Origin of the sequence: Pseudomonas sp. QL9 (assembly GCF_041409665.1) — a bacterium.
GTDB lineage: Bacteria > Pseudomonadota > Gammaproteobacteria > Pseudomonadales > Pseudomonadaceae > Pseudomonas > Pseudomonas knackmussii.
Genome location: NZ_CP166971.1, coordinates 5,729,440 through 5,741,793, shown reverse-complemented (window position 1 = coordinate 5,741,793; position 12,354 = coordinate 5,729,440). Strand labels below are relative to the sequence as shown.

Sequence of the window (12,354 nt, the reverse complement as noted above, 5' to 3'; positions counted from 1 at the left end):
CAGTGAGAGGGAATCCCCGTGTCCAAACCGCAATGGCAGGAACAAGTGGCGCTGGTCAGCGGCGCCGGCAGCGAGCACGGCATCGGCATGGCTATCGCCCGGCGTCTCGGGCAGGCCGGCGCGCGGCTGATCGTCACCGCCAGCAGCGCGCGCATCGCCGAACGTGTGGCCCAGCTGCGCGCCGAAGGCTTCGAGGCCGAGGGCCGCGCCGCCGACTTGACCGACGAGCAGCAGGTGCTGGAACTGACCGCCTGGGCCGAAGCGCGCTGGGGCCGCATCGACGTGCTGGTGAACAACGCCGGCATGGCCATGCAGGGCAGCCCCGAGCCCTTCGCCGAGGTGGCGACGATGGACCTGGCGACCTGGAACCTGTCGCTGGCGCGCAACCTCACCACCGCCTTCCTGCTGACCCGCGCGGTGCTGCCGGGCATGCAGGCGCGCGGCTACGGGCGCATCGTGCAGATCAGCTCCACCACCGGCACGCGCGGCAGCAACCCCGGCGAGGCGGCCTACAGCGCGGCCAAGGCCGGCATGGTCGGCCTGAACATGGGGCTGGCACTGGAGGTGGCCAAGCAGGGCATCACCGTGAACAGCGTGGCGCCGGGCTGGATCGAGACCGCCTCGTCCACCGAAGAGGAAGCCCACGCCGCCAGCTACACGCCCATCGGCCGCGCCGGCAAACCGGAAGAAGTGGCAGCGGCAGTGGCCTTCCTGGCCTCGCCGGAAGCCAGCTACATCACCGGCGAGCTGCTGGTGGTCGATGGCGGCAACTGCCTGGTCGAGAACAAGGCGCCTTGAGCGAGGAGACGCACATGAACACTCCCGTGGTTCTGATCACCGGCGCCTGCGGCGGCGTAGGCCGCGCATTGGTGGAACGCTTCATCGCCGGCGGCTGGCGCGTCTTCGCCACCGACCTGAACGAAACCGGGCTGGCGCAGCTTGCCGCCGACTTCCCACTGACCGGGCAGCGAGCCGGCGACATTCGCCAACCCGCGACCTGCCGCACGGTCGTCGAGGCCGCGCTGCAAGCCGGCGGGCGCCTGGATGCGCTGGTCAACGCCGCCGGCGTCTGGCGCGAAGGCCCGGTGGAAGAGTTCAGCGAGGACGACTTCGACCTGGTGCTGGACGTCAACCTCAAGGCCACCTTCTTCATGTGCTCGGCCGCCATCCCGCACCTGAAGGCCAGCCAGGGCGCCATCGTGAACATCTCCAGCGACGCCGGCCGCCAGGGCAACCGCAACGCCGCGGCCTATTGCGCCAGCAAGGGCGGGGTGACGCTGCTGAGCAAGACCCTGGCGCTGGACCTGGCCCCGGCCGGTGTGCGCTGCAACGCCGTCTCGCCCGGCGACATCGAAACGCCGATGCTCAAGTACCAGGCCGATACCTATGGCGCCGGCGATCCGCAGGGCTACTACGCCGACTTGCTGGCCAAGTACCCGCAGGGCGAACGTGCGCGCTTCATCCAGCCGGCGGAGGTGGCCGAGCTGGTCTACTTCCTCTGCCAGCCGGGCGCCGGTTCGATCACCGGAGCGGACCTGGCCATCGACTGCGGGTTGTCGGCGGGGAACTGAGGGGGCGCGCCCCGGCTTCGGCGTGGCATCGCCGGGGCGCGCACTGTCGATCAGCACGTCTCGAGGGCTCGGAAGCAAATCGCTGCATCGACTCGCCGTAGCCCGATTTGGCTCCAGACAAGCCATCCCTCTCCGGCTCTGACAGGGGGCAAAGTCTTCACTGCCTGCCTCGATCTCGTCTCCCTGTACATGCCGCAGCCCAAGAACGGCAACTGACGGCCCAGCGGCGGACTCAGGATGTCCGCTGCAGGTGGAAGCGGCAGACCTGGCCGCCGCGCAGCATGCATTCGAGATGCTCGACGTCGGCGCCGCCCAGGGTGCCGATCAGCGCCAGGTCGAGTTCGCAGACTTCCGGGTGGCTGCCCGCCAGGTGATGGAACACGCAGTTGTGCGCGACTATTTCCGGCTCGCCGGAACTGCGGAAGAACACCTGCGCTTCGTAACCGGCATCGTTCATGTGCTGGACGATGCGCTCCTCGTCCACGCTGGCGGATTCCAGTTCGGCGGCAAGGCGGGTGCCGAGCTTGCGCATCAGCGCTACCAGCGCCGGGTGGCCGATTATCTCGGCGATCTCGCCGATCAGCAGGTCGGCGAGCGCCTGGTATTGCCGGGGGAAAAGCTCCCGGCCGCGCGGACCGAGCAGGTAGAGCTGCTCGGGGCGGCGGCCGGTGGGACGGGTCGGGCCGCGCAGCACCAGGGCGTCGCGTTCCAATGCCGCCAGGTGCTGGCGTACGGCGGTGCGGGTCACCGCCAACTGTTCGGCCAATTCGTCGATGCTCATGCCGCCGGCCTGGTAGAGAAGGGCGGTGAGCAGGTCCTGCTGGGTGCGACCCAATCCTTGCAGCATGCAGCTACCTCACGACTACGAACTTGTCCGGGAATTGCTTGACCAGCGCGGCGCTCAGCGCGTCGGCGAGCATCTGGATGTGCATGTTCATCGCTTGCCAGGTCTTCGCCTCGCCAGCGTAGTCATGCGCGGCCAGTTGGTCGATCTGCGCGATGTGCTGCGCACCGTGGGTGCTGAGCATCGCGATCAGGTCATTCTCGGGGAGGTTGGGGTTGGCGCCGGCGAGGAATCTGGCAATGGCGCCGGCGTTGCTGGTCAGCTCGCCGATGGCGGCTTTTCGCCCGGCGGCATCCTTGGCCACGCTGGCGTCACTGTAATGCTTCACCGCGCCCCAGTGCCCGGCCAGCAGCTTGAGCAATTGGTCGGCGGCAGGCTGTCCGTAGAGCGGTGCTATGGCGTTGGCGATAGTGGTGGCATTGGCGACCACCTGTTCGCTGGCCACTTTGGCCTGGGCCTTGTTGCCGGCCTGGTTGGCCTGCGCGTAGTCGCGTATCCAGAAGATGTGCTCCTGCCACAGGTCACGAAGGGCCAGGCGGTTGTCGAGGGCGGAGGCGGCGGCGGAGGGTGTGGCGGCTTGGGCATCCGAGGGGATGCCGGTGATGCTGGTGGCGCAGAGGGTTACGACGGCGAGGAAAATCGATGATCCGATGTTCATGGCAGTGGCCTCTCGGGGCGGATGACACTACAAAATCAATTAAGGCATATTTAAATGCCGTAATTGATTTTCCCGACAGGAGGCCATGCCTTCTTGCGTGAGAAGGAGCTCAGCGCTTCACCTTGAGCCCCTTGATCGAGTGCGCCCGCTGCTCATCGAGCGAGTTGTAGTAGGTGTTCTGCGTGGTGCTGAGGCTGTTGTGGCGCAGGTCGGCCTGCAGGTCCTTCATGTCGCGGTGCGGCGCGTCGAAGGTTGCTGCGGTGTGGCGTAGCCAGTGCAGCGAGGCCGAACGCAGCTGGTCGATTTCGTCGTCGCTCCAGCCTTCGTCGGCCATGCGCTTGAGCGAGCGGTCGAAGACCTGTTGTAGAAGCAATCGGACATGGCGATCGGAAAGGCCGGCGCGGCCCTTGAGGGTGGTGATGAGCGCGGTCTTTTCCTGGGGCGAGGGCAGGGGAGGCAGCTGCAGGTGGCGGCGGTAGCGCACCAGGTAGTCCTGCACGTAGTCGTCGCGCACGCTGATCTTCGCCGCCTTGTTGCCCTTGCCGACCACGTGGAACCACCAGTTGCCGGTGCTATCGCGGCGGAAGTCGCCCATGGTCGGCTCCCAGTTGTCGCGGCCGACCAGGTCCGAGATGCGCAGGTACATGGAGAACAACGTGGCGACGATGAACAGCGTGCGCTCGTGCTGTGGATCTTCGGCCGCCATCTGTTCTGCGGTTTCGATGACGAAGCTCCATTGCAGCTGGGTGAGCGAGCGCGAGGCGACATCCAAGGTGTTGCGCTGTTTATAGATGGACTTCTGCTTGACCGCGCGGAACGGATTCACCTCGGTCAGGCCTTCGTCCATCGCGTGCTGGAAGAAGCTGCCACATACCGCGAAAACCTGAGCCACCGAGCCCTGGGACATGCGATAAGGGCGCTCGGGCAACTCGCTCAGCGTCTCGGCGGCTAGCTTGCGTTCGCGCTTGGCCAGGGTGGTGGAGAAGGGGCGCCAGTCGGGGTTCACGACATAGCTGTCAGACTCCAGTTTCTTGCGCCCGCCGACACGCACGAAGCGCGACTTGATCACCGGGCCGATCCACTCGGCGGGGGGATTGAGGCAGAACTCCATGAAGGCCTCGGCATCCTTGCGGCGCAGGTCGAGTAGCGGCTTGCGGGCGATCAGCAGGGCCCACAGCAGCAGCCGTTCGACATGGGTGCGATAGGAGCTGTAGGTGGCCTCGTTGCCGGCGTAGGACTTGAGAAAGCCGCGAATGGCGAAATAGCCCTCGACGGCGCGGCAGTCTTCGGCGAAGTCGTGCAGGTAATCGCGCACCACGGGGAGTTCGGCATTGAGCTGGAGGAAGTTCAGCTCATGGAAGCGTTCGAAGGTTTCGAACAGCGGTTGCGGTTGAAGCGGCATGCTAGAGCCTGGCGACGGGGATTCGGGAACGGAGTATATGCAATATCCGGGTCTGACTGTTATCGGATATTGCATCAGTTTCCAGGGGACTCTCGAGAGGGGCTTCCAGGAGCGACCACCACTTTGGATGGCTCTGGAATGGGTGTTTCAGCGTTATCCAGGCCGTGCTTCAGTGGCTGAAGACCTGCTTCTTGGGGGTAGCTGGATAGGCGGCCTGCCAGTCCGCTGCAGGCGTTCCAAATGCGCGAAAGTCACACCATCCGAGGCGTCCAGCGCCGCCAGGCCATGGCTTCCGTAAAGCGGACCTTGTCCACGATTGGCGGTCGCTGATTAGCCGCTGCGGCCAGAACCGGCCATCTGGCGTGCGGATGGCCGTAATCCGTTGCAGCCCTATATAAGGCACCCAAGGACTCCATGGCAGGCGTTCACTGTGCGCGCAATGTGCGTACGTGAAATCTGCAGTAGATCCGTGCAGCCATTTCCACAGATTTCAACACAGCGCACGTAGCCAACACGCATAACGAGACGCGCTGACAAGGTTGCCGAGTGCGCTGCGAGCGTAGGCGTTTGCCGCTGGCGAAACGCAAAGCCATGGAGCAAGCACAAGCAAAATGGTGATGATCAGGCGAAAGACAAAAGCCGCCGTGGGCGAAACGGATTGATCCGAAAAGGAAACGAGCAGCTTGGAAAGCAGCCATCTATAAAGGAAGGCATTTGGCAGGATTCCAGCCGTTGCAATGCGAAGCACTCGACCAAGCCCGCATCGCCCTTGAGTTCGCATAATGTATATTATGTTAAATCCTATATTAGGTAATGCATGAACCCTTGGCCGTCTCGTCGGCAATCTCTCGTTTGCGCTCCACTTCCGTTCCGCCGTTTCAACTCGACCGTCTGCGTCAGGCGCTGGCGACGACTTCTGCCAGGTGCCCGACTTCATTGATCCTTCCAATCCCGTTGGTGCCCGCGTCGAAGTCGATCTCGTTGATGCAGCACGGCTCCTGCTTGAGTCGCCAGTAATTCGCCAATGGCAGGCCCAGGCAATGCAACAGGATTACGCGATTGATGCTGTAGTGGCCGATCAAAACCACAGTCTGTTGCGGATGCCTTTGCAAAACCGTACGCAGTACGTCGGTTGCACGCACCAGCACCATGGACAGGCTTTCGCCGCCGGGTATCGCCGCCAGATCCGGTGTTTCCAGCCAGGCTTCAATTCGGCCGGCCAGCGTCCACCGGCCTCGCCATGCGTCAGGCCCTGCCATTGGCCGTAGTCGATATCCATCAGTGCATCCAACTTCTGAGCATTGGCCTGGGTGGCGCTAGCAATGGCCTCACCGGTATCGACACAGCGAGACCGCGGACTCGTGTAGATCGCCTGCGGCTGCCAGCTACCGGCGATTCGTCGAGCCAGGGCTGCAGCCTGGCTGCTGACCGAGCGGAGACTAGGCGAATTCGGCGCGGCCGCGGAATCGTTCCGGGGCAATCCAGTCGACGTGTCCGTGGCGGGCGAGGATGATTCGGGTCATGTCAGGCCTCGTGAGTCTCCTGAGCTCTAAATGCCCTGCCCCAGTCCTTCACGGGACCGCCCTCCTCCTTTTCCTTCCCACGGGTTCGCTGCGCTGCGAACCAGGCGAGGGCCCCTTGGCCCCTCGCCCCGTTGATTAACCCGAGTGAATCAACTCCGATAGCGAGCAGCCGGCACGCTCAGCGACAGATTGGGCAGCAGCCGCTGGCGAGCGGGCTCGTACGCCAACCTCGTCGCTCTGGAGCCCTTCTACAGCATCGAGAACTTCTCGCCGGCCGGCGGCCTGGTGCGTTCTTCGCTGGGCTTTGCGGTTGATACCCGCCCGCTCGAAGCACCTCGCCTGGCGGACACCTGGATCATCATCGGGGTCAACGACCCGCGGGTGTCCGAAACCCCGCCCGATGTCCTCGAGTTCGTGCGCCAGGCCTGCGCCCAGGCGCGGCGCACCGTGGGGCTGTGCACCGGCGGATTCGTCCTGGCCGAGGCCGGACTACTGGCGGGCCGCCGCGCGACGACCCACTGGGCGTACGCCAAGGACATGCAGCAGCGCTATGCGGACATCGCCGTGGAAGACGACCGCATCTACATCGTCGATGGCTCGATCTGGACCTCGGCGGGCATGACCGCCGCGCTCGACCTCGCGGTCGGCATGGTGGAGAAGGACCTGGGCGCCGACGTGGCGCGTTCGGTGGCGCACAAGCTGGTGATGCACCAGCACCGCTCCGGCGGGCAGTCGCAGCACTCGGAAATGCTCGACCTCGCGCCCAAGTCGGACCGCATCCAGAGCGCCTTGAACTATGCCCGCAGCCACCTGAACCGACCGATCAGCGTCGAGGAGCTGGCGGATTTCGTGCATTTGAGCCCGCGCCAGTTCACCCGGGTATTCACCGCCGAAACCGGGCAATCCCCAGCCAAGGCCATCGAGGGCCTGCGCCTGGAAGCGGCGCGGCTGATGATCGAACAGAGCCGCCACTCCCTCGAGGTGGTGGCCCGCGAAGTCGGCTTCCGCGACCGCCGGCACCTGCGCGAAGCCTTCATGCGCGGCTTCGGCGTGCCCCCGCAGGCGGTGCGCCGGGATGCCCGCCGGGTGCCGGGCTGACCGGGCGAGCACCTGTCACTCCCCTTCTCTACTACCTGGCTACCAGAAAGCCCTACTTCAGTACCGCCATGACAATGTTGTTCTCGCGTATCACCTCGGCGTCCTTCGGCAGCTCGTAAGGCATGTTCTTGGGTACCTGCAGCACCAGCGCAACCGGGCCGGCCTTGCGCTTTTCGGCGATCCATGCGGTGAGCTGGTCGCCATTGATCTTGCGGTCCTTGGCGTCGGCGTAGCTCAGCCCGTAGCGCAGTTCGCCGTCCACATCGAGCAGGGTCACGTCGCTGCGGTGGGTGCGCCAGGCCAGCGCCGAGGCCGCGCCCAGGTCGTTGCTCAGCAGGCTGTGGGCGCCTTTGAGCTGATCCATGTGCTGGGCGATGAACTGGTCCGGCATCTTGTTATCGACGATCACCTGCGGCATGGACGCCGGCAGCACGGCGATCAGCACCCAGATCGCCAGCGCTGGCGCGTACCAGTGCTGACCTGCGCGCTTCCACTGGACGGCGCCGCACAGCGCCCAGACCAGGCAGACCAGAGCCGCCCCGAACAGGCGTGCGGGATGGTCGCGGAACACCGGGTGAGCCACTTCCAGGCCGATCAACGCCAGCAGCGACAGCACGCCGAGAATCATGTTGAGCAGGCCATTGCCGCGCACCAGGCGCAGGTCGTGCTGGCGCAGCTTGTCCACCAGGGTATTGGCCATCAGCAGGGCGAGCGGCGCGAAGCACGGCAGGATGTAGGTCGGCAGCTTGCCTTTGCTCAGGCTGAAGAACAGGAACGGCAGGGCGAACCAGAGCGCGAGGAACGCGGTGTGCCGCTCGCGGCGCTCGGCCCAGGTGCGCTTGAGCGCGGGCACCACCAGCAGGGTCCACGGCAGGCTGCCGGCAAACAGGATCGGGATGAAGAACCAGATCGGCGCCGCGTGTTGCGCATTGCTGCTGGCAAAGCGGCGGATGTGCTCGTTCCAGAAGAAGAAATTCCAGAAGTCCGGCTCCTGCTGGTTGACCGCCAGCACCCACGGCAGGCTGACCAGCACGGCCACCAGCACCGCCAGCGGGCCGCCCTTGAGCAGCTCGCGCCAACGGCCCTGCAGCACCGCATAGGGTGCGACCACGATCACCGGCAGCAGCCAGGCGAGGAAGCCCTTGGTCATGAAGCCGATGGCGCAGGCCACGCCCAGTGCCAGCCAGCCGAAGCCACGCTCGCGCAGGCTGCGGCCTTCCAGGCCATACCAGGCGCCGACCAGGCTGAGGGTGGTCCACAGCGCCAGTTGCGGGTCGATGTTGGAGTAACCGGCCTGCCCTGCCGCGAGGCCGAAGGTCATGTACAGCAGGCTGGCGGCCCAGCTCTTGAGGGGGTCGTTCCACAGCCGACGGGCCAGCAGATGCACCAGCAGGACGGTAGCCCCGGTGGTCAGCGCCGAGGCAATGCGCGCGCCGAACAGGTTGTCGCCGAACAGCGCCTGGCCGAGCGCGATCAGCCAATAACCGCCGATAGGCTTCTCGAAGTAGCGCAGGCCCATGAAGTGCGGCGCCACCCAGTTGCCGCTGTTGAGCATTTCCTGGGCGGCCTGGGCGTAGCGCGTTTCGTCCGGCACCCAGAGGCCGTGGAAACCCAGCGGCAGGATGAAGAACAGCGCGAAGGCGATGAACAGCGCCGGATAGGCGAACGCCGGGAGCGTGCTGGTCGCCACCGTGGCGGGCCGCCTGGCCGCCGCTGCGGTTTTGATCGAGGTGATCGAAGACATGGGGAGGACTTCCTCATTGGCCGGCGTGGTTGCCGGCAGGCGAATGGAGCGCTTCGCCGGGCAGGCGCAACTCCGATGGCGCAAGCCTATGGAAGTGCGAATGAATGACTCATGAACGCGCCGTTCAGGATCGCCTTCGCGCTTTGCCGGGGCTGATCCTTGCGCTACTGTCTGCGCACTTTCCGTTGCCGAGGTGGGTATGAAGGCGCTGCTGGTCGAGGACAACGCCCTGCTGGGCAAGAGCGTGCAACGCGGGCTGCAGGAGGCCGGCTGGATCGTCGACCTGGCCATCGACGGAGAGGAAGCGCTGTACCTGCTGCAGTCGAGCGAATACGACGTGGCGCTGTTCGACTGGATGCTACCCAAGCGCTCCGGGCTGGACCTGGTGCGCCACCTGCGCGCCACCGGCAGCGAGTTGCCGGTGCTGATGCTGACCGCGCGCGGCGAGTTGGCCGACCGTGTCGAGGGACTGGAGCGCGGCGCCGACGACTACCTGGTGAAGCCCTTCGAGATGGCCGAGCTGATCGCCCGGGTGAACGCGCTCTACCGGCGTGCCGCCGGCCGTGGTTCGCCGACCCTGCAGCTGGGCGAGCTGAGCCTGGATCTCGCCGCTGCCCGCGTGTCCCGCGACGGCCAGGCGCTGGAGCTGACCGGCAAGGAATACGACCTGCTCGCCGCGCTGGCCGCCAAGCCGGAACAGCTGCTGACCCGCAGCGCACTGCTCGGCCTGCTCTACCCCTTCGACATGGAACCGGACAGCAACAGCCTCGACGTGCTGCTCGCCCGCCTGCGGCGCAAACTCGCCGGCTCCGGCGTCGAGATCGAAACCGTGCGCGGCAAGGGGTTCATCCTGCATGTCGTCTAAGTGGCCGCTGAACATCAAGATCGCCCTGATCCTGTTTCTCATGCAGGCGCTGGTATTGGGTGGCGGCCTGTTCTGGCTGGAGGGCTGGATCGAGCGCGCGCGCATGGACGAGCTGGGCGAACGCCTGGACACCCAGTCCGACGTCATCGAGTCGCTGATCGTGGTGGAGAACGGCCGCCTGGCTTACCAGCGCAGCGGTGAATTCGCCGCCGAGCTGGAGCATGAGCGCGACCTCTACTTCGCCGTGTATGACGACCAGGGCAAGTTGCTGTTCGACTCCGAAGGCCCCGAGCAGAAGCATCGGCAGGCCTTGCAGACGCAACTCTCGACGCTGCAGCTGACGCCCGAGGAAGCGCGCCTGATCCGCGTCGACCGGCACGCCTGGCTACTGCAGTCCGGGCACATCAACCGCGATCTCGACGGGCGCAGCGTGCGGGTCGATGTGCGCGTGGCGATCAACGCGCAGCCGGTGCTCAATTCGGTGACGGAGCTCAAGCGCACGCTCGCCCTGGTCGGTGTCGCACTGCTGCTGCTGACCGCGCTGGGCGGTTTCATGATCGTCTCGCTGAGCACGCGCAACCTGCGCCTGTTCGCCCACCAGTTGCGCTCGCTCAAGCCGCCGAGCTTTCTTGGCCGCCCGGCCCTGGAACCGCGCAGCCTGGAGGAGAAGCTGCTGTTCGACAGCTACACGCAGATGGAAGAGGAAGTCCGCAAGGCGATGGATAGCCAGCGGCTGTTTATCGCCAACGCTTCGCATGAGCTAAAGACGCCCATCGCCGCCGTTACCTCGGCGCTGCAGGTGGTGCTCTCGCGGCCGCGCCCGGTAGCCGACTACGTCGCCACCTGCGAGGACGTGCTCGCCGAAATGCAGACGCTCAAGCGGCTGTCCATCGCCTTGCTCGATCTGGCGCGGCTCGACGCCACGGTCGATGGCAGCGGCAGCGCCGAACTGGTAGGTGCCGCCGAGGCCGCCGTCGAGCGCTGGCAACGCGTGGCTATGCCGCGCGGCATCGTCTTGCGCAAGGATCTTCAGATCGAAGCCCCCTGCCCGGTCGCCGGCGACGCCGAGCAATGGGAAGTGATCCTCGGCAACCTGCTGGACAACGCCATCAAGTATTCGCCGGACGGCGCCGAAGTCAGCCTGGCGCTGCGCATGGACAGCCCGAATGAGGTGCTGCTGGAGGTGATCGACCACGGCATCGGCATGTCCGCCGAGCAAGTCGCGAACCTCGGCCAGGTGTTCTATCGCGCCGATGCCGCGCGCTCGACATCCAGCTCCTTCGGCCTCGGCTTCGCCCATGCCAAGCGCATCGCCGAGCAGCTCGGGGCCCGTCTCGGCGTGCAAAGCGCAGAGGGCCGGGGCACGCGCGTCAGCTTGCGGATTCCGCGGCTCAGCGCGGACTGACGCGCAGGGTCGAGAGCAACAACGCCAGCAGCCCCGCCGCGCTGAAGCCGGCGGCGATGTAGAAGGCCGTCGCCGCGCCCCAGAGCTGCCAGGCGAAGCCCGCGCCGGCGCTGGCGATCAGCATGGCCACGCCGCTGACCAGGTTGAACAGGCCGAACGCCGTGCCACGCAGGTTCGCCGGCGAAGTGGCCGCGACCATGCTCGCCAGCAATCCCTGGGTCATGCCCATGTGCAGGCCCCACAGGGCCACGCCGAGCAGCGCGATGGAAAGGTGGCTGGCCGTGCCGAGCAGCAGGTCGGCCAGGATCAGCGCGGCCATGCCCAAGGCGAGCAGCAGCCGGTGGTCCATGCGATCCGACAGCCAGCCGAAGGGGTAGGCGCTGAGTGCGTAGACCAGGTTCATCAGCACCAGAACGAGGGGAATCAGTTTCAGCGGCAGGCCGAACTGATTCACCCGCAGGATCAGGAACGCCTCGCTGAAACGCGCCAGGGTGAACAGAGCACCGGTTCCCACCACCCACCAGAAACCCGCCGGCAACTGGCGCAGCCTTGCGCGAGCGAGCGGATTGGCCCGGAGCGCGGCTGGAGCGCCCTGCTCCTCGATGCCGACTTGCAGGAGGAATACGGCAAGCATCGCCGGAATCGCCGCCATCCAGAAGATCGAACGGAAGTCGTCGGCCCACAGCACCACCAGCGCTACCGCCAGCAGCGGACCGAGGAAGGCGCCGAGGGTGTCCAGCGCCTGGCGCAGGCCGTAGGCGGCGCCACGCAGCTCCGCCGGGGTGAGGTCGGCGAGCATGGCGTCGCGCGGCGCGCCACGGATGCCCTTGCCGACCCGGTCGATGCAGCGCGCGGCGAAGACCATGCCCAGCCCGCCAGCCAGGGCGAAAAGCGGCTTGGCCAACGCCGACAGGCCGTAGCCGAACACTGCCAGGCCCTTGCGCCGCCCGAGGTAGTCGCTGAAGGCGCCGGAGAACACCTTGATCAGCAGGGTGACGGATTCGGCGATGCCCTCGATCAGCCCGACCTGGACGAAGTTGGCGCCCAATACGCTGACCATGAACAGCGGCAGCAGGCTATGGATCATCTCCGAGGAGACGTCCATCAGCAGGCTGACGAAGCCCAGTTTCCAGACACCTCCCGGAATTCGCCGCAAGGTGCCATGCAGCGTCGAAATGGCAGACATGCGTTCGCTCCCGTTGCCCGGAGCGAATTCTTCTCAGCAGCGGGACAAAAGCCCAGCC

The 12,354-nt window shown here is 65.9% G+C and carries 10 protein-coding genes and 1 pseudogene; 5 read left to right on the top strand and 6 right to left on the bottom strand.

The window, feature by feature from the left end:
* Positions 1 to 18: 18 nt before the first annotated feature.
* Both ACA097_RS26685 and ACA097_RS26680 read left to right on the top strand, forming a co-directional pair.
* Complete coding sequence (locus ACA097_RS26685) at positions 19 to 798, top strand: SDR family NAD(P)-dependent oxidoreductase (protein ID WP_371367212.1); 780 nt, start codon at positions 19 to 21, stop codon at positions 796 to 798.
* A gap of 14 nt (positions 799 to 812) precedes the next feature.
* On the top strand, positions 813 to 1,571 hold the full coding sequence (locus ACA097_RS26680; protein ID WP_371367210.1) for an SDR family NAD(P)-dependent oxidoreductase: 759 nt from the start codon (positions 813 to 815) through the stop codon (positions 1,569 to 1,571).
* Between the two features lie 232 nt (positions 1,572 to 1,803).
* Here the strand turns inward: ACA097_RS26680 and ACA097_RS26675 are convergent, their stop codons facing one another.
* The 4 genes and pseudogenes from ACA097_RS26675 to ACA097_RS26660 all read right to left on the bottom strand — a co-directional run bounded on the left by ACA097_RS26675 (position 1,804) and on the right by ACA097_RS26660 (position 5,955).
* Positions 1,804 to 2,418: a metalloregulator ArsR/SmtB family transcription factor gene (locus ACA097_RS26675; RefSeq protein WP_043252558.1), complete on the bottom strand. Its 615-nt coding sequence runs from the start codon at positions 2,416 to 2,418 to the stop codon at positions 1,804 to 1,806.
* Positions 2,419 to 2,422: 4 nt separating this feature from the next.
* Positions 2,423 to 3,073 carry a hypothetical protein gene (locus ACA097_RS26670; RefSeq protein WP_371367207.1) on the bottom strand — a complete coding sequence of 217 codons (651 nt, stop codon included), beginning with the start codon at positions 3,071 to 3,073 and terminating at the stop codon, positions 2,423 to 2,425.
* A 109-nt stretch (positions 3,074 to 3,182) separates the two neighbouring features.
* On the bottom strand, positions 3,183 to 4,475 hold the full coding sequence (locus ACA097_RS26665; RefSeq protein WP_197539257.1) for a site-specific integrase: 1,293 nt from the start codon (positions 4,473 to 4,475) through the stop codon (positions 3,183 to 3,185).
* A gap of 896 nt (positions 4,476 to 5,371) precedes the next feature.
* Positions 5,372 to 5,955 (bottom strand): annotated as a pseudogene (locus ACA097_RS26660) (histidine phosphatase family protein).
* 232 nt (positions 5,956 to 6,187) lie between these two features.
* Between ACA097_RS26660 and ACA097_RS26655 the strand changes: the two are divergent.
* Positions 6,188 to 7,096 carry a GlxA family transcriptional regulator gene (locus ACA097_RS26655; protein ID WP_371367205.1) on the top strand — a complete coding sequence of 303 codons (909 nt, stop codon included), beginning with the start codon at positions 6,188 to 6,190 and terminating at the stop codon, positions 7,094 to 7,096.
* 52 nt (positions 7,097 to 7,148) lie between these two features.
* On the opposite strand, the gene arnT is transcribed toward ACA097_RS26655, so the two are convergent.
* The gene (gene arnT, locus ACA097_RS26650; protein WP_371367203.1) at positions 7,149 to 8,840 is read right to left on the bottom strand and encodes a lipid IV(A) 4-amino-4-deoxy-L-arabinosyltransferase; all 1,692 of its coding nucleotides are present in this window, start codon (positions 8,838 to 8,840) and stop codon (positions 7,149 to 7,151) included.
* Positions 8,841 to 9,039: 199 nt separating this feature from the next.
* Here arnT and ACA097_RS26645 point away from each other — a divergent pair, with 199 nt between their 5' ends.
* Together ACA097_RS26645 and ACA097_RS26640 are read left to right on the top strand one after the other, a co-directional pair.
* Positions 9,040 to 9,705, top strand: a complete 666-nt coding sequence (locus ACA097_RS26645) for a response regulator transcription factor (protein WP_043252562.1) — start codon at positions 9,040 to 9,042, stop codon at positions 9,703 to 9,705.
* A complete protein-coding gene (locus ACA097_RS26640) occupies positions 9,695 to 11,110 on the top strand; it encodes a sensor histidine kinase (RefSeq protein ID WP_371367200.1) in 1,416 nt (471 codons plus the stop codon). The genes ACA097_RS26645 and ACA097_RS26640 overlap by 11 nt, the downstream gene beginning before the upstream one ends.
* Here ACA097_RS26640 and ACA097_RS26635 read toward each other — a convergent pair.
* A complete protein-coding gene (locus tag ACA097_RS26635) occupies positions 11,097 to 12,296 on the bottom strand; it encodes an MFS transporter (protein ID WP_043252567.1) in 1,200 nt (399 codons plus the stop codon). The two genes, ACA097_RS26640 and ACA097_RS26635, sit on opposite strands and share 14 nt — an antisense overlap.
* Between the last annotated feature and the right edge of the window lie 58 nt (positions 12,297 to 12,354).

What these genes read in the sequence shown, in the direction of transcription:
- ACA097_RS26680 (WP_371367210.1), top strand. Translation starts at nt 813, where the DNA reads ATGAACACTCCCGTGGTTCTGATCACCGGCGCCTGCGGCGGCGTAGGC.
- ACA097_RS26675 (WP_043252558.1), bottom strand. Translation starts at nt 2,418, where the DNA reads ATGCTGCAAGGATTGGGTCGCACCCAGCAGGACCTGCTCACCGCCCTT.
- ACA097_RS26670 (WP_371367207.1), bottom strand. Translation starts at nt 3,073, where the DNA reads ATGAACATCGGATCATCGATTTTCCTCGCCGTCGTAACCCTCTGCGCC.
- ACA097_RS26665 (WP_197539257.1), bottom strand. Translation starts at nt 4,475, where the DNA reads ATGCCGCTTCAACCGCAACCGCTGTTCGAAACCTTCGAACGCTTCCAT.
- arnT (WP_371367203.1), bottom strand. Translation starts at nt 8,840, where the DNA reads ATGTCTTCGATCACCTCGATCAAAACCGCAGCGGCGGCCAGGCGGCCC.
- ACA097_RS26645 (WP_043252562.1), top strand. Translation starts at nt 9,040, where the DNA reads ATGAAGGCGCTGCTGGTCGAGGACAACGCCCTGCTGGGCAAGAGCGTG.
- ACA097_RS26640 (WP_371367200.1), top strand. Translation starts at nt 9,695, where the DNA reads ATGTCGTCTAAGTGGCCGCTGAACATCAAGATCGCCCTGATCCTGTTT.
- ACA097_RS26635 (WP_043252567.1), bottom strand. Translation starts at nt 12,296, where the DNA reads ATGTCTGCCATTTCGACGCTGCATGGCACCTTGCGGCGAATTCCGGGA.